The 16,031-nt window shown below is 47.5% G+C and carries 16 protein-coding genes; 4 read left to right on the top strand and 12 right to left on the bottom strand.

The window, feature by feature from the left end; genetic code table 11:
• Positions 1-200: 200 nt before the first annotated feature.
• Positions 201-2,171: an ATP-binding protein gene (locus FHS17_RS11230; RefSeq protein ID WP_167278493.1), complete on the bottom strand. Its 1,971-nt coding sequence runs from the start codon at positions 2,169-2,171 to the stop codon at positions 201-203.
• Positions 2,172-2,556: 385 nt separating this feature from the next.
• Positions 2,557-3,393 (bottom strand): sulfurtransferase, encoded by an 837-nt coding sequence (locus FHS17_RS11225; RefSeq protein WP_167278492.1) that lies wholly within the window; start codon positions 3,391-3,393, stop codon positions 2,557-2,559.
• A 185-nt stretch (positions 3,394-3,578) separates the two neighbouring features.
• Between FHS17_RS11225 and FHS17_RS11220 the strand changes: the two genes are divergently transcribed.
• The 4 genes from FHS17_RS11220 (at position 3,579) to FHS17_RS11205 (ending at position 5,989) form a co-directional block, all read left to right on the top strand.
• The gene (locus FHS17_RS11220) at positions 3,579-4,442 is read left to right on the top strand and encodes a hypothetical protein (RefSeq protein ID WP_167278491.1); all 864 of its coding nucleotides are present in this window, start codon (positions 3,579-3,581) and stop codon (positions 4,440-4,442) included.
• Between the two features lie 183 nt (positions 4,443-4,625).
• Entirely contained in the window at positions 4,626-5,072 is a 447-nt protein-coding gene (locus tag FHS17_RS11215) for a hypothetical protein (RefSeq protein ID WP_167278490.1), read from the top strand.
• 3 nt (positions 5,073-5,075) lie between these two features.
• Complete coding sequence (locus FHS17_RS11210) at positions 5,076-5,297, top strand: helix-turn-helix transcriptional regulator (protein ID WP_167278489.1); 222 nt, start codon at positions 5,076-5,078, stop codon at positions 5,295-5,297.
• Between the two features lie 11 nt (positions 5,298-5,308).
• Positions 5,309-5,989: a DUF4386 domain-containing protein gene (locus tag FHS17_RS11205; protein ID WP_167278488.1), complete on the top strand. Its 681-nt coding sequence runs from the start codon at positions 5,309-5,311 to the stop codon at positions 5,987-5,989.
• 60 nt (positions 5,990-6,049) lie between these two features.
• On the opposite strand, the gene FHS17_RS11200 is transcribed toward FHS17_RS11205, so the two are convergent.
• The 10 genes from FHS17_RS11200 to FHS17_RS11155 all read right to left on the bottom strand — a co-directional run bounded on the left by FHS17_RS11200 (position 6,050) and on the right by FHS17_RS11155 (position 16,030).
• On the bottom strand, positions 6,050-7,051 hold the full coding sequence (locus tag FHS17_RS11200; RefSeq protein ID WP_208420327.1) for a hypothetical protein: 1,002 nt from the start codon (positions 7,049-7,051) through the stop codon (positions 6,050-6,052).
• 129 nt (positions 7,052-7,180) lie between these two features.
• Positions 7,181-8,434 carry a molybdopterin-dependent oxidoreductase gene (locus FHS17_RS11195; RefSeq protein ID WP_167278486.1) on the bottom strand — a complete coding sequence of 418 codons (1,254 nt, stop codon included), beginning with the start codon at positions 8,432-8,434 and terminating at the stop codon, positions 7,181-7,183.
• A 12-nt stretch (positions 8,435-8,446) separates the two neighbouring features.
• Positions 8,447-9,496 (bottom strand): sensor histidine kinase, encoded by a 1,050-nt coding sequence (locus FHS17_RS11190; protein ID WP_167278485.1) that lies wholly within the window; start codon positions 9,494-9,496, stop codon positions 8,447-8,449.
• Positions 9,493-10,239, bottom strand: coding sequence for a response regulator transcription factor (locus tag FHS17_RS11185; protein WP_167278484.1), 747 nt, complete (start codon positions 10,237-10,239; stop codon positions 9,493-9,495). Before FHS17_RS11185 ends, FHS17_RS11190 begins: the two co-directional genes overlap by 4 nt.
• Positions 10,240-10,367: 128 nt before the next feature.
• Positions 10,368-10,619 (bottom strand): hypothetical protein, encoded by a 252-nt coding sequence (locus FHS17_RS11180; RefSeq protein WP_167278483.1) that lies wholly within the window; start codon positions 10,617-10,619, stop codon positions 10,368-10,370.
• A 194-nt stretch (positions 10,620-10,813) separates the two neighbouring features.
• Positions 10,814-11,002 carry a hypothetical protein gene (locus tag FHS17_RS11175; protein WP_012772497.1) on the bottom strand — a complete coding sequence of 63 codons (189 nt, stop codon included), beginning with the start codon at positions 11,000-11,002 and terminating at the stop codon, positions 10,814-10,816.
• Between the two features lie 197 nt (positions 11,003-11,199).
• Entirely contained in the window at positions 11,200-11,397 is a 198-nt protein-coding gene (locus FHS17_RS11170; protein WP_167278482.1) for a hypothetical protein, read from the bottom strand.
• Positions 11,398-11,544: 147 nt separating this feature from the next.
• Positions 11,545-11,976, bottom strand: coding sequence for a hotdog domain-containing protein (locus FHS17_RS11165; RefSeq protein ID WP_167278481.1), 432 nt, complete (start codon positions 11,974-11,976; stop codon positions 11,545-11,547).
• A gap of 22 nt (positions 11,977-11,998) precedes the next feature.
• Positions 11,999-14,239: a long-chain-fatty-acid--CoA ligase gene (locus FHS17_RS11160; protein ID WP_341805819.1), complete on the bottom strand. Its 2,241-nt coding sequence runs from the start codon at positions 14,237-14,239 to the stop codon at positions 11,999-12,001.
• Between the two features lie 15 nt (positions 14,240-14,254).
• Positions 14,255-16,030: an acyl-CoA dehydrogenase family protein gene (locus tag FHS17_RS11155; protein WP_167278480.1), complete on the bottom strand. Its 1,776-nt coding sequence runs from the start codon at positions 16,028-16,030 to the stop codon at positions 14,255-14,257.
• Position 16,031: the final 1 nt, after the last annotated feature.

Below are 16,031 nucleotides of genomic sequence, written 5' to 3'. Positions count from 1 at the left end.
TAATCTTATTACCATCTTATTACTAAAACTCATTGATTATTTCAACATACTCTATTGATTGCGCCATTTTTGATAGAGTCAACTTCAAATAATTAGCACCATAAAGCGGTATAACGGCATTGATGATCTGGAGTAAAACTTAATTGTGCCATAGGGTAATCCAGCAAAAAGGTGCCCATAGGCACCATTTTATAAATACGTCAGTCTTCATACTTCTCCACTTGATCGCGCTGAGTGGAGATAGGGTCATTTAGAAAATCAATCATTTCTTTCAAAACAATCAAGTCCATCTCTCGTTGGCCAGTAGTAACGTTCGTCATTACATGGGTTAATCCATGATATTGACGTAGACTTATATTGTTTTGGTCTAGCATAGAGGTGATTTTATAGTTTCCTTTATAGCTCTCACCTGTTTCCCAAACTACAACTAATCCAATATCATTTGAGTTTTTGGAGCCATCATGAATATTTTCTATTAGCCCGTCAAGTGAATACTTGTACTCTAGAATTTTAGGTCCTGATATGAAGGGCTTATCTCTTAATTGATCAGTATTTTCACGTAATACACCTAATGGATTTATTTCATTATTATAAATGTGGTTTTCTAAAGGCTCAGCAATTATAATGCGGTATAAACCATCATAAGTAAACCGTTCGTTAGTTGACATAATTCTAACCCCACGTATTACTCCACCTGCAATTAACTGGTTAAACAATGCAATAACATCTTGTTCTCTGGTAGGTTGTGAAGTGATAGAAATTGTTTTTAGTGGAAGAAAGAAATGCTCACTAATCAAGGTTAGAGGGTTCTCATTTTCATATCGCATCATTTCATCTTTCCAGTCTTCGACTTTTTTCTCCCTTAATAAATCTGGTGCGACTCCTGTATTTGATTTCAAAGCAGAAGTTACCCTCTGTAACGCACCTTCAATTAGTTTTCTGGATACCTCCTTCGAAAACTCCACAATTTCACTTTGGAATCCTTTCCTCCCCAGGTCGGCGCTGCAGTTATCAAAATGAAACACTGCATGAACCTGATGTTGTCGACCAATGTATCTTTTTAATGGTATTTGAATTACTTCTCCTTGTGGCATATTGTTTGCAGCTAGTTGAATTCCGCCCTGAAGAATTTTATAATTGCTTCGAACATTAAGGTTTTGATTAAACTTATCCCAAACTTTTGTAGTGTAGGTATATGCAAAATAAACAGATGGAGAGAACTTAATACATACTTCCATTTCCTCACTATCTGGATCTATTCCTGCTAGAGATATTAAATCCTCAGTTCCCCAATACTCGTAAACCATATCTAAATCATTTAAATAAGAAGGTAACCTATATGGATCCTTTCCTTTATCAAACAATTCACTCCTTTTCGATTCTATTTCACGAATAGAAGCAGATTTTCTTACAACTGTATGTGGCCATAGATAATTAATGCCGGTTATTGAATCTGACGTTATTTCCCCTGAGCGAGAAAAAACTGTTAGTTCCACTCTAATATCCTTATTCTCTCTAAATGCACCTAACCCAGTTTTTACTGAGAGTATTTGCATCCAGGCCGAAGCATTATCTACTTTTAGCCAACCTAAGTCTTTTGGATGGGTATATTTATCAAATTTCAGACAAATAGATACGCCTTTATCGATTTCCTTAAACTTATCGTCAATTGCTCCTGTTTCATCGTACCTTACTTCTGGATTTCCAGAAGGACTTTCATCTAATATCCACTTTCTTGCATCAACAAGTTTTCCTACGGCCGAAAAATCAGGGGTTTTAGTGCAGACTTGCATAAAATTAAAGCCATATGCTAAATATGTTGCCCCAACGCCTTTATGTCCTCTCGTCTTGCCTGACTTAAATGAAAAATCGGGAGCCAAGAATGACTTATATTTCTGCTCATCTAAGCCGACGCCATTATCAGTTACAAATAACATTTGATTTTGAATGTCAATAGTAATGAAGATAGAGGGTATATAACTAGAATCTTCAGATTCTGCTCGTTCCTCTATAGAATCCAACGCATTTTGTATTGTTTCTGCAAAAGGATCAAACCAACCAACATAGGAAGCCAAAATATTAAGAATTTCCCTTTTAACAGATCTTGTTGCCACATCAGAACTTACAATATGCTTAGCTTCCAACGGGTCAAACGGTTCAAATTTGTTCAAGTATATCCCCTACCTAAATAAAATTTGTCTTTTAATAGTATCCCCATAATATGCGAGTTCTAATATTGATCTGGTAATAACAAAAATTACTATTATCCTCCCAATCATAAAACAACTACTTCAACAGCTCTTATTTTTTTCCTTCTTTTCCCTATATTATTATTATTTAAAATTGAATTCTTCTTACTTGCTACAATTCCTTAATTTACACCTAATAGTCTTCAAATATTGATTCAATGAACACACTCATACAAAGTCATGTTGTACTCATTTCCTAATTGCTGACTGTTGAACTGGTATTGACAACGAAACATAAAAAATACAGAGCAACGGCATCCCTCTCGCCTTGCTCTGTATCTCAACTCACTTCTATTCAACTCTCTCCCTACTCTTCCCCAACCTTCACCGGATTCCCCTCATAACTAATCCAGTCACTCCAACTCCCAGCATACAGCCTTACCTTCGTAAAGCCTGCATCCTGCAAAGCCAGTACATTCGGACAAGCCGTGACACCGGAGCCGCAGTAGACGATTGTCTCACGATCTTTATCTAATCCCTCAAAACGAGCTGCCTGCTCGTCCGCGCTTTTCCACTTGCCGCCTTCTCCCTTGCCTTCGGACCAAAGATAGTTTATGGCTCCAGGGATATGGCCGGCTTTCTTATCCAGCGGCTCAACTTCTCCGCGGTAGCGCGCACCATCACGGGAATCGATGAGCGTAATGTTCTCATTACCAAGCTTCTCATGGACTTCGTCCATCTCAACGAGCATGTTGTGCTGCACCGTTGCAAGGAAGCGTGCTGGGATCAGCACTTTCTGATCGGCATTGACTGGGAAGCCGGCGTTTTGCCAAGCCGAATAGCCTTCATCCAGCACAAATACTTGTTCATGGCCCAAATATTTCAGCAGCCACCACAGACGCGAAGCGAACGCTCCTCCTTGATCGTCGTAAGCAATGACGCGAGTTTCATTACTGATACCAACTTTGCTCAGGGCAACGGTTAACGCCGTAATGTCCGGCAATGGATGGCGTCCGCCATGCTCTTCAACCGGAGCGGACAGATCTTTTTCCAAGTCAAGAAATACAGCACCTGCAATGTGGGAAGCTTCATAAGCTTCACGGCCGAAGTCCGGTTTACCAAGCTGGAACCGGCAGTCGACGATAACGATGTCTGTTTCATATAAGCGGGCAAGAAGCCATTTTAATGATACGATATTGTTCATTTAGGAATAACCGCCTTTCGTATGTATGCTATATGTGCATTATACATGAATCCGGCCCCTATCTTCTAACCAAGGTGGCTTCCGTTTACAAATATCGCATATTTCCATAATCATGTAGAAATACTTCATAGATAAAATCTTCTTTGGACAGGTTTGTCCAACATTTTATCAAAGGAGATGAATTTATGTTTAAACGTGTCATCGGTACGGCGGCCATTATTATCGCACTAGGTGCAGCGCTCGTTACGGAGGCCGGGGTTGCGCCATCAACAGCTCATGCGGCTAGTAACATGGTTCCGGATTATGAAGTGAAGCTGCTTATGAATCCAAGCACCACACTAGGCTCGGATTATAAGCTGACAAGCTCCGTATTAAGCGCCTTCTCGATGCCAACAACCGTTACGAAGATGAACGTAGCTTTCCTGGATACCAACACCAAAGACATCTACAACAACGGCTGGAGCACTCGAATCCGCAAGACGGAAGGCGAAGATGACTTCGAATTGTCTTATAAGAAGCGCTACACCATCACCAATAACGATACTAATGCCGCTCTGACGCAGGCAAACAATGATGGCTTTAACTCCGGCGATACCAACTATGAGGCTCAAGTGGAATGGGGCTACCAGAAGAAAACACTCAGCATCACTCGGACCAAAAGCGGCAGCAAATCCGGTTACAGCGGCATGGATCTCCCATCGATTAGTGACTCCCGCAGCTTGATGATTAACAACGCACCAGACAAATTTAATGATTGGCTGTCTAATGATTGGGGCACAAGCAAACTGCAATCCTCCCGTTATTTCGGTCCGGTACTTGCCAAACGTTCCATCGGTACATGGAGCGGCATGCAGATTTATATCGAAGTATGGCCGATCAAGAACGCTGCAGGCACTGGCACGGAATATGTGGTTGAGGCTTCCTTCAAAACAACCAGCGCCACAACTGCTTCCACTAAACATGATGAGCTGGTCACTTACCTGCAAAGCAAAGGCTGGTTCCTCGCTCAAGATTCGCTGAAAACGCAGTTAATTATGGATCGTTATTAATCTAATGAATTAATCGCCTGTCAACCTGTCAAACAGCTTTCCTCTGCTTAGCTATTAAGCGAAGGAAGGCTGTTTTTTAATTTAGGCTCACTAACGTGTAAAGTTTACTTGACATCAAGTATAGTTTGGATTACATTTTGTATATAGAACTTAACTATATTTACCATTTAAGGAGGTGCAGGCTTGACCTACCAGGAGAAGAAAAGCATCACCACGTTAATCAGTGCCGTACTTATTTTCGCATCCTATTGTTTGTACATGTATGTGCAGTACCCCGAGGAGGGGCTGGAGCTCGAAGAAAGCTTCCGTTATTGGGGCTCCTTCGTCCTTGTCTTGACGTTGGTATCCATCGTGGCTCATATCATCATCAGCATCATCTTTAACATCATTTTCCGGATCACCACCGGGGAGAAGGAACCCACCTTCGCCGATGAACTGGATAAATTAATTGAGTTAAGAGCACACCGGAACTCTTTCTTCCTCTTTATCCTCGGCTTTCTGCTTGCCATGGGATCACTGGTCACCGATCAGCCGCTATCTGTCATGTTCGTCATTCTTATCGTTTCCGGCTTCCTATCCGATGTTACCGGATCTATCACGAAACTTTATCACTACAGGAGAGGAGTCTAAGCAATGAGCAAAAATCTTGTCGGCAATCACATCCGCAAATTACGTTTCAATCATAATGAAATGACACAGCAGCAATTGGCTGACAAGGTTGGCGTAACGAGACAAACGATTGTAGCGTTGGAAAAGGGCAACTATTCCCCGTCTCTCGAATTGGCCTTCCGCATTTCACACGCCTTTGGCTTACCACTTGAGGAGGTATTCTTTTACGGGGATGAATCTAATTAGGGAGGTTAACTATGAGATCAGCTATATCAACAGGGAAAGTGACAGGTGTACTATTTATCCTTGCGGCGGTTTCTTCCATCATTGGACTTCTGTTGTACGACCCCATCCTTAACGGCTCTGACTACCTGGTAAACGGCGCTTCACATGCCAATCAGGTGATTACCGGAGCATTAATGGAATTAATTCTTGTCATTTCTGCGGTTGGTACATCCATTACGATGTTTCCACACTTACGCAAATACAATGAAACCCTTGCACTAGGGCATGTCTGTTTTCGTTTTCTTGAGGCCATTATTATTACGATTGGTATCGTCAGCGTATTGTCCCTGCTGACTTTAAGTCAGGAATTTACCGCAGCAAGTTCCCCAGATATAGCGACATTCCAGGCTTCCGGCACCGTACTAAAAGCGATCCACGACTGGACCTTCCTGCTTGGCCCCAACTTCATGCTTGGCCTTAATACTATGCTGTACAGTTACATTTTCTATCGTTCCGGTCTCGTACCGCGGCCAATCGCTATTCTAGGTATGACCGGTGCAGCCTTAATTTTTATCGCAGCCGTATTAGAGATGTTTGGCGTATTCCCTCAGCTTTCCGTATGGGGTGCCCTGCTCGCTGTTCCCGTTGCGGCGAATGAAATGATTCTAGCTGTATGGCTGATCGCCAGAGGATTTAATAAGTCTGTACTCTAACCAAAAAGGCCGGAATTCCACAAGGGATCCCGGCCTCGATTATATATTGGGCTTTTTAGCTCATAAGGTTCCATTCGTATTGATGACCGTAGCTGTAAGGCACCGGCTATTCATTGCCCCTCCGGCTAATTGCACTTGTGATGTGGCAAGACCTGTTACGGTAAAAGAGTAGGTATACGTTCCTGGACCCGGATTATCCACCCAAGTTAGATTAGTCGTTACAGTAGCTTGAGAGAAGTCCGTCTGATTAGCTTGCTGCATAATCGCTTCGTTATTAGTAGTAATAACATCCGCCGGGTTTCTGGACAGGAAGCTGTTAACGGAATAGCTTTGGACAATGGTAAAATCAACGTTTGTAAAAGCATCCAGCTTCACGACCTGGTTAGCTCCGAGAACGATAGGCGTTAAGGTTAACTCCACCGTGACCTGGTTATTTACTAGTGGAATCGGTGTATTGCTGCCTGCGAACCGGATATCCACAATACCTGGAGGACCAGATAGACCCTGCACACCTTGCTGCCCCTCTGCACCTGCTGCTCCTTGCGCCCCAACCGCCCCCTGAACGCCTTGCACACCTTGTACGCCCTGCGCACCTTGAGTGCCTTGAGTTCCTTGAGCTCCTTGAGCTCCCTGTGCATCTTGTGTTCCCTGCACTCCCGCTTCTACCTGTACACCAGAAATATCTGAAGCCACCGCAGCCCCTCTTATATTCGCCGCCTGAATGGCCTGCACGAATGCCGGGGTTGATACAAGCGTGGGCAGCACAGACCGAACAGCGTTATCAAATACGGGATGGGCTATCACTTGCGGCAGAACCGTACGAACGACCCTATCAAATGCAGGAGTTGCTAATACCTCCGGTAAAGCAGAGACGATCGATCGGTTAAAACTCGGGCTCGCAATCAAAGCGGGTATGACGTTTGCAGAAATTTTGCTTGAAGTAACCGCATTTCTTGCTAATTTAGTGGTCGTTATTGCTCTTGGTGCAATCCGTCTAGCGGTTATGGGAAGCTCCAATTTGCTGACCCTCTGTTCAATAGTAAGCCTTTTGCTTCTAGCCAAAGCGCCATTCCTCCTGCCATCCAAACTTAACTGCCCTGGTTAACAGTGTATTGGATGGTCAACCGTCATGGCACGATATTTGCCCCTGAGCAAAGCGTCTATTTTAGTACACCTTGTTTCAAGATATTCTTACACCCAAGCATCAATATCATATCCTCGCTCTTCCCAATACCCCACATGATCCTTGTCGATCAGCTCGATTCGGTTCAGCCACTTCACCGACTTGTACGCGTACATCTTCGGTACGATCAACCGGACTGGTCCGCCAAGATCATTCGGAATCAGGTTGCCGTCATGCAGCACCGCGACCATAATGTCGTCCATCTGCGCCTGTTCAAGCGTGAGCGAATCGGTATATACGCCATCTCCGGAGTAAAACTTAACCGTCTTCGCGTTAGTTTTAACCCCCGCCTCTTGAAGGAACTGCTTCAGCGGAATGCCTTCCCATGTGTTTTTGTATACGGACCAGCCCGTCACACAGTGAAAATCACTCACCTGTACCTTCCGGGTCAGCTTCACGAACTGCTCCCAGTTCCATGTCATCGGCTTGTCGACAAGACCGTCAATCTTGAAGGACCATGTCGCATTCGAGAATGACGGAATTGGTGTCACCGAGTAGATGCGAAAATCTCCTTTCGCTCCCCCACCCACCGGAGGGGCAGATGCAGGCATTGGCTGCGGAAGAGGAACCATTTGATTGCCATCCCTCGTCACAATCTCATCATAGGATGGGCTGCCGATGCTAACCCCAAGCGTATTCACGGTCCATTTGAGAAAAGACGGCCCCACCGCTATCGCAATGCCCCCGCCTACTGCCCATTTTACGAAAGCTCGCCGGGATAAAAACGATTGCGGGCTTGCCGCAGGATGAATGACTGCTGCTCCACCTTCTTTTACCTCTCGCTCTATCCGCACGGTCCGGCGGTTTGGCTCCTTCAGCCATTTGGCTCTCGTAATCGAATGATAAATGATGTAAGGAAGCCCGACCCAGGTCAATAGATCATGAACCGTCAGAGCATGGTTGGACCACCACGGACCAACCGTACGGAACTGCCACAGCAGTAAGCCTGAGATCAACCATCCAACCAGTAGACCAAGCACAACAAATACATTAAATTTCTGCCAAGGCTTACCCTTGAGCTGCTTCCAGTGCTTGGCCGCGAGCAGGAGATAGAAGATGACCGGTGCCAGAGAGAGCAGTCCTACGATAATATGAAGCTCTTTCAACCACACCCGGCCTTCTCCAAGCGTACCCCGCCAGTAATTCATGAACAGCATGACGCCGGACAATGCCAGGATTACGACAATCCAGCCGTTTATCGTGTGCAGTACAACCAGCTTCCTGCCAAACCCTTTACGCAGCCGCTTCAACAACTCGCCCACTCGTCTTCCTCCTTATTGGACCATCTTCACTTCCTGCACGGTGAACCAGAACCGACTTCCTTGCCCTTCCGCCTGCTCTACGCCAATACGTCCGCCATATTGCTCGACCAGCAGCTTGGCAATCGACAACCCGATTCCAGCCCCGCCGCCTTGACGACTTCGAGAGCGATCCGTTCGATAAAATCGTTCAAAGATCCGTTCGCGTTCCGCTTCCGCAATACCCGCTCCTTCGTCGATGACGGATATTCGAATGAGTTCTCCCTCAAGCTCTTCAGCTGCAATGACGATGATCCCTTCCTGAGGGGAATAACGAACCGCATTTTCGATCAGATTTTGCAGTACACGTTGAAGATGTCTCGCCAGCATATTCACTCGAAGTGATCGATCAGGCAATCTTACCCTCAGTTGAAGCTCTTTCGCCTCAAGCTGAAGCGAAAATCTCGGATGCAGCTCTAGCAGAACATCCTCTACTACCGCCGGCTGACTTTCCTCTCTGCTCCTCGCCCCAGCATCCAGCGTCGAGAGCTCAAACAAATCTTGTATAAGCTCGCTGAGCCTAACTGTCTCCGAACGAATTGTCGTCACATAACGGCGATACGTTGCTTCGTCCTGAATCACGCCATCCTCCAGCGCCTCTGCGTAAGATTGCATGGAAGCGAGAGGCGTACGCAGATCATGTGCCATATTCGCAACAAGCTCACGCTGAGCTGCTTCTGCTGTTTTCACCTGACGAAAGCTTTGCTCCAGATTGGTTCCCATTGTATTGAACTGGTCAGCAAGCAGCTTAAACTCCGTCAAGCCGGTATTCTCAACTCTTGCCTCTAAATCACCTGCAGCAATCCGCGCCGCACCCTCACTCACTCTTCGAACCGATGCTTCTAGCGGGCGAACGAGCAAGTAGAATAACAGCGCCGAGACGATACCTGCCCCAACTGTGGCAATACCAAGCCAAATCAGCTGTTCCCGCGTCACAAGCATATATTGAAAGAAAACAAGCAGCAGAATAATAATAAAAGCGATACTAATTGTGTTCGCTAGCAGCAGATAGGAGCGGAGCTTCATGGTGCAATCCCCTTACTATCGAGCTTGTACCCGATGCCCCACACCGTCTTGATCCACCTCGGATCAGACGGATTTGGTTCAATCTTCTCCCGCAGACGCCGGACATGAACGGTCACAGTCGTCGTATCGCCGTCATACGCGATGTCCCACACCTGGTTCAACAGTTGGCTGCGCGAGAATACTTTTCCCGGATATGTAGCTAATAAATAGAGAAGGTCAAATTCCGTGACTGTCAGCTCAATATCCGCTTGCTGCACAGTGACTCTTCTCTCCTGCGGAAAGATCGATAATCCTTCATAATGGATAGCCTTCTCGCCTTCGGCTTCTTCCAAAGCTTTGCTGCCAACATCCCGTTCACCGACCGCAGCATCGTTCTTCCAGCCCATTCTTCGTAAAATATTATTGACCCGAAGCACAAGCTCCCTCGGGCTGAAAGGCTTTGTCATATAATCGTCGGCGCCCATCGTCAGACCAAGCAGCCGGTCCGCTTCCTCTCCGCGGGCTGTCAGTATAATAATAGGCGTATCATCTGTCTGCCGGATCGTATCACAGACTTCAAGTCCGTCTACCTTCGGCATCATCAGGTCGAGGACAAGCAAGTCCGGGCGATGCTCTCGCCATAATCGGAGTGCTTCTTCCCCGTTCTCAGCAACCCATACCGTATTGCCCTCCCGCTCCAGATACCGTCGGCACACGTCCGTTATATTCCGTTCATCGTCCGCGACAACAATACATGCGCCCATCTTATGTCCTCCCGTCAAAAGTAGTACTAGTTCATTCTATTATACGACCTGTTCGTCCCGGATACGACTTTCCTCCTTAATGCAGAACAATCCCCCGCCTGGCAAGGCGAAGGACTTGCTTACTGGACCTATTTGCTGTCATCCATCATCTTGTCGTCGTTCATCGCTTTATCGTCGTTCATCATTTTGTCGTCGTTCATAGCTTTCTCATCATCCATCATCTTGTCATCATTCATAGCTTTATCGTCATTCATCATCTTGTCGTCATTCATTTCCGTCGCCGGCTTGTCGTTCTTCATTTCGTTGTTGTTATTGGAGTTACAAGCACTGATCAGCAGCATTCCTCCAATAATTAAGGTACTCCATAGTGTTTTCTTCATTATCATCTCTCCCTCGAAGTGTTCGTTTCGCCCTTAACTTGCCTACGAGAACTAGCTTAGCGGACAAAACTAACCATCCAAGAACGAGCTCCTTGCAAAAGCATTATCAAATCCTTACAAAAGAATTACATTTTCCAAGCACAAAAAAGGCTTTGCATCTGTATGCCACAGATGCAAAGCCATCTTTACGTCACTCAACTGACCGAGGAGTTTATCTTACCCATCTCGTCTTCCACTAAAATTGTTAATTCATCCTCGTAACCACCCGTAATTCTGTACTTCCGGATATAATCCTTTACAAACTTACGCGGGTCCTTAGGTTGAAAAATTCTCGTGAGTTCCTTCAGGCTTTCCTTGACCTCATTCTGGCTATGCTTCGCCATGAAATCTCCTCCCCTATACGTTGGATGGTCGTCCTAAACAACAAATCCGAGAACGGATGCGGCACTTACACCGCAATTACCCCCATTCGGTGCAGGCAACTCCATGGTCAATGAGTCACAATGTTTGCATTTTTCTTACTATTATAACATTTCGGGCAAGATTGTAAAATAAACAAATATTAATCCAATCCTTACCTTCAGCTCTCCCCGGGCGGCTTCACAGCAGGGACTACTTCCTCTGTAGGAGCCGGTTTCACGGGTGTTGGAGGCGGGATGTCTGTAGGTGAATGATGCGTCTCGTTTCTATTAAACATTCGTAAATAAGCAAAAACACCGATCAATGCAACTGCAATACCGAATATCAACACAACTGCCGTAATCCAACCGTCGACCATTTTCCCGCCTCCTCTCTTCTTATATTTATCGGCAAATCGATGCTTTCGTTACAGTTCATTCGCCCATAAAATTTTCTTCCATATATAGGATATATTATATCGAAGCAGCCGCTCGACAGCAACTCGGACTATCAGACTATTTCCGTGTTACCTCGATACAATTCGGTAAGAACCGCTGCCCCATGCGATAAATTTTTCGTCCTCATCTTTCACCGTTGCTTGAAGCGTAATGGTCCTGCCGATGCGATGTATAATCTCGGCTTCACACACCAGAATCCCACTTCTTGAACTCTCCAAAAAATGCGTATTGAGCTGGGCGGTTACCGTCTTCTCCCGACAAGCGACCATTACCACCAGCCCCATCGCATTATCCAGCATAGACATTAACACTCCGCCATGCACGATCCCAATCAAATTCAGATGACGCTGCTCTGCGTGCAGACGGATCGCCGCTTTTTCAGCATTTGCATATACGACTTCACAGCCAAGCTCACTCCAGAAGGTTCCACGAGCCAGCTCCTCCAGTCTTGCCAAGTGCTCCTCGATGTCCGCCTGCTTCACGACAAAATCCTCCGACACGCCTCGCTCACCGCCTTTACTATTACTGTTCCTGTTCCTTTTCCTTTTCCAGCTCTTCAAGCAGCTTGCGCCTTAATACTTTGCCGATCATTGTCTTCGGAAGCGACTCCCTGAATTCATACAGGTGAGGCACCTTAAACGCAGCAAGCCGTTGTCTGCACCAGACATCCAGCTGAGCAGCCGAGGTGTAGGAACCTTTTTTCAGCACAATGTATGCCTTCACGGTTTCGCCCCGATATGGATCTTTGACTCCCAGAACAGAGGCTTCCATCACCGCCGGATGCTCATACAGCACTTCTTCAATCTCACGCGGATAAATGTTGAAGCCGCCTGCGATAATGATATCTTTAATGCGATCTACGATTGTAAAAAAACCATCCTCATCCATATAACCAAGATCGCCGGTATGCAGCCAGCCATCGCGCAGCACAATGGCGGATTCCTCGGGATTGTTCCAATAACCTTTCATCACCTGCGGTCCCCTTACAACAATCTCCCCAACCTCCCGTATAGGGAGAGGCTTGCCTTCCGGGCTGAAGATTGCTGCTTCCGTGTCCGGGAACGGAAAGCCAATCGTACCGATTTTGCGTTTGCCCCAGAGCAGATTACTATGCGTGACAGGTGAAGCCTCCGTCAGACCATAACCTTCAATCAGCTTGCCACCCGTCATCCTCTCGAACTGCTCCTGTACCTCAAGCGGCAGAGCCGCAGACCCGCTTACACATATTTCAATGGAGGAAAGGTCTGTGCTTGCTGCGTTCTTATGATTAATTAGAGCAATATACATCGTTGGAGCACCGGGAAATATAGTGGGCTGCTGCCGGCTGATTGTCTCCAGTACAGTCTCGGTCTCGAAGCGCGGCAGCAGGATAAGCGAAGATGCGCGCAGCACCGAGAAATTCATGATGACGGTCAAACCAAATACATGGAATAACGGCAGTGCCGCTAGAAATCTTTCGTATCCGTCCTTTGCTTTGTAGCACCATGCCGCAATTTGCATCGTATTGGCAACAAGGTTCCGGTGTGTTAACATCACCCCTTTCGGCGTTCCCGTCGTACCACCTGTATATTGAAGCTGCGCAAGATCGCTGCCGTGAATGTCCGTTATGACAGGCAAGTTAGAGCTGGAGGAAAGCAGCTTTTTGTAAGACACAACACCTTGGCGGCCATAAGGAATATCTGCTTTGAAGCCTTCTTTGCGTTGTTTGAGCGGGTAGAGCAGGTTTTTCGGAAAAGGAAGTCCATCCTTAAGTGACGTAATGATCACGTTCTTAAGGTTTGGCAGAGGACCTGCCTCAGGGAAATCACCACGAACGCGCGCGAGACGCTCATAGAACAGATCCACGGTGATAATAGTCGTTGCACCGCTGTCGGACAGCTGATGCTCAATCTCCCGCTCGACGTACAGCGGATTCGTCTGTACAACAACAGCTCCGACCATTAGAGCAGCATAGTAGGAGATGACCGCCTGCGGACAGTTCGGCAGCATGATGGCGACGCGGTCTCCCCGCTTCACACCAAGAGTGATAAGACCGTTGGCGATGCGGCAGACATGATCATATAACTCGCGGTAAGTGATGGATTTGCCTAGAAAATGAACAGCTTCATTAGCCGGATACTTCTCTACGGCATTGATCAAAAATTGAGGAATGCCATAGTTCGGATAATCAAGAGTAGCCGGAATCTCCGGCGGATAATGGCGCAGCCATGGTTTTGGGATTTCTGCTGCAGCGGCGGGCTCATCCGTAGGTGTAGCCGCGGATGAGACGACTTCTTCTGCTGGGGCTTCCGTGGAGGAATCCTCAAAAAAGGATGCTTCGGCGGTTGAGTCGGACGTTAGTACGAGTTGGGCGGCAGGAGTTTCATCGAGTGAGTTTGCCTCGGTGTGCGAAGCAGGCTCCGCTTCTTGCATTTCATCAGATGAAGTTGCTTCAACGGTTGTGTCTGACAGCGGTTCAGCCTCGGCATTAAGAGCAGCAACGAGAGGCTCCCCGCTTGGGGCAGCCTCCTCGACAGTCTGCTCAAAACCTGCTTCAGCAGGCTCCTCGTCTGAAGTTGCCTCTGCTAGTACGGTATCTTGCTCAGGCTGATCTTCTGTTTCCAACATTACAGATAACTCTTCTTCTGGCTGCGCTGCTACTACGAGCTGCGAGGCTGCGGCTTCCTCCTGCTGTGACGGAAGTGACGTTTCGATAGGTGTGGAATTGGTCGGCTCTTGCCGATCCTCGGGTACAAGCGGGCGTTCCGGATTTGACGGATCCATAAGGCGTTCCCCCTCCTACACAATATATTGCTCCCCGCGAATGACGCGTGCGGCAACTTCTCTCTTAGCGGCAATCGTATCCACCAGCGGAGCACGCATCAGTTTCTTCAAGACAGACAGTTGCATTTGCAGGGCATCCCCCTTGGCGAGTGCTGCCAGAGCAATCTTCGCTATCGATTCGATTTTCTCCAGTGCCTCCTGTACAAATATTTCAGTCATTTGAATCGGGTTCTTCGCTTCTGCTCCGCTTTGCACGAGCTTTTGCGTACGCAGCAGCGCGCTTTCGGCAGCGAACAGCTGGATCATGATATCTGACAGCGAGCAGAGCACTTCCTGCTCTTGATCCAGACGAGTTCCAAGTTTTTGCACGGCGAGGCCGCCGACGGCAAGAAATGCTTTTTTCCCTTGTGCAACGCGGTACGCCTCACGACTCAGCGGCTCATCAAACGGCGGCACCGGCATCGGTTGAAGCAGCTCCGCCTGCAGGGCTTGCGCTTTTTCGAGGAGTGGAAGCTCGCCTTTCATTGCTTTTTTGAGCAACGTTCCTGGGATCAGCATCCGGTTAATCTCGTTGGTCCCTTCGAAAATCCGGTTAATCCGCGAATCCCGGTAAATACGCTCGACCTTGTACTCCTTGATATAGCCGTAGCCGCCATGAATTTGCACGCCTTCATCCGCCACAAAATCCAATGTCTCCGACGCAAAAACCTTAATAATTGAGCATTCCAGCGCATACTCACTGATCGCTTTCGCAGCCCGCACGCCAGAATCCGGAGCATCGGCTCCTGCCCCTTCTGCACTGAGCATCGCATCAATCCAGCCAGCGGTACGATACACCATGCTTTCGAGCACATACGTCTGGATATTCATATCCGCCAGCTTAGCGCCGATCAGAGGATAGAAGGATATGGCGCGGCCGAATTGTTTTCGCGTGTTAGCGTATTTGGAGGCCAGTTCAATCGTTTCTTTCGACCCGCCAAGGCAGCCCGCTCCAAGCTTGAACCGTCCGATATTCAGAATGTTGAAGGCAATCTTGTGCCCCTGACCAATCTCGCCCAGCACATGTTCTACGGGGACGGCCACATCTTCGAAAAATAGCGGGCGAGTCGATGAGCCTTTGATCCCCATCTTGTGCTCTTCGGGACCAACACTGAACCCCGGCATATCCCGCTCCACAATAAACGCGGTGAAAGCCTCCCCATCCACCTTCGCATACACGATAAACACATCCGCGAATCCCGCGTTTGTAATGTAAAGCTTGGAACCGTTCAACAGGTAATGACTGCCGTCAGGCGACAGCCGAGCTGTTGTCTTCGCACCTAAGGCATCCGATCCGGAGGCTGGCTCCGTCAAGCAATAGGCTGCAATTAACTCACCGGTTGCAAGCTTCGGCAAGTATTTGCGTTTCTGCGCAGCTGTCCCGAAAAAGACGATCGGCAGCGTGCCGATCCCCGTATGTGCACCTACGGACAGCGCGAAAGAGGAGGCGCGGGCAAGCGTCTCCGACAGCAGTGTTGTACTTACTTTATCGAGCCCAAGTCCACCATAGGCCTCAGGTACATCAGCTCCGAGCAGCCCAAGTTCCCCTGCCTGGCGCATCAGCTTCACGGTTAGTTCATAATCTAAGCCTTCAAGCTGTTCATCAACCGGGAAAATCTCTCCCTCCATAAACTGCTGTGCCGCATCCGCCATCATCCGCTGCTCTTCATTGAAATCCTCCGGCGTCACCGTTGCGGACGGCAAAGCGTCTTCAATGACGAATCTGCCGCCAAAACGAATGTTTTCCCCCATG

This window comes from Paenibacillus lupini, assembly GCF_011761355.1.
GTDB classification, from domain to species: Bacteria; Bacillota; Bacilli; order Paenibacillales; family Paenibacillaceae; genus Pristimantibacillus; species Pristimantibacillus lupini.
Note: the sequence above shows the minus strand (reverse complement) of the source record. Positions and strands in the feature narration are given on the sequence as shown.

Excerpts from the sequence above, each read along its gene's own strand:
- FHS17_RS11225 (WP_167278492.1), bottom strand. The coding sequence starts at position 3,393 with ATGAACAATATCGTATCATTAAAATGGCTTCTTGCCCGCTTATATGAA.
- FHS17_RS11220 (WP_167278491.1), top strand. The coding sequence starts at position 3,579 with ATGTTTAAACGTGTCATCGGTACGGCGGCCATTATTATCGCACTAGGT.
- FHS17_RS11210 (WP_167278489.1), top strand. The coding sequence starts at position 5,076 with ATGAGCAAAAATCTTGTCGGCAATCACATCCGCAAATTACGTTTCAAT.
- FHS17_RS11205 (WP_167278488.1), top strand. The coding sequence starts at position 5,309 with ATGAGATCAGCTATATCAACAGGGAAAGTGACAGGTGTACTATTTATC.
- FHS17_RS11190 (WP_167278485.1), bottom strand. The coding sequence starts at position 9,496 with ATGAAGCTCCGCTCCTATCTGCTGCTAGCGAACACAATTAGTATCGCT.
- FHS17_RS11185 (WP_167278484.1), bottom strand. The coding sequence starts at position 10,239 with ATGGGCGCATGTATTGTTGTCGCGGACGATGAACGGAATATAACGGAC.
- FHS17_RS11180 (WP_167278483.1), bottom strand. The coding sequence starts at position 10,619 with ATGAAGAAAACACTATGGAGTACCTTAATTATTGGAGGAATGCTGCTG.
- FHS17_RS11175 (WP_012772497.1), bottom strand. The coding sequence starts at position 11,002 with ATGGCGAAGCATAGCCAGAATGAGGTCAAGGAAAGCCTGAAGGAACTC.
- FHS17_RS11170 (WP_167278482.1), bottom strand. The coding sequence starts at position 11,397 with ATGGTCGACGGTTGGATTACGGCAGTTGTGTTGATATTCGGTATTGCA.
- FHS17_RS11160 (WP_341805819.1), bottom strand. The coding sequence starts at position 14,239 with ATGGATCCGTCAAATCCGGAACGCCCGCTTGTACCCGAGGATCGGCAA.
- FHS17_RS11155 (WP_167278480.1), bottom strand. The coding sequence starts at position 16,030 with ATGGGGGAAAACATTCGTTTTGGCGGCAGATTCGTCATTGAAGACGCT.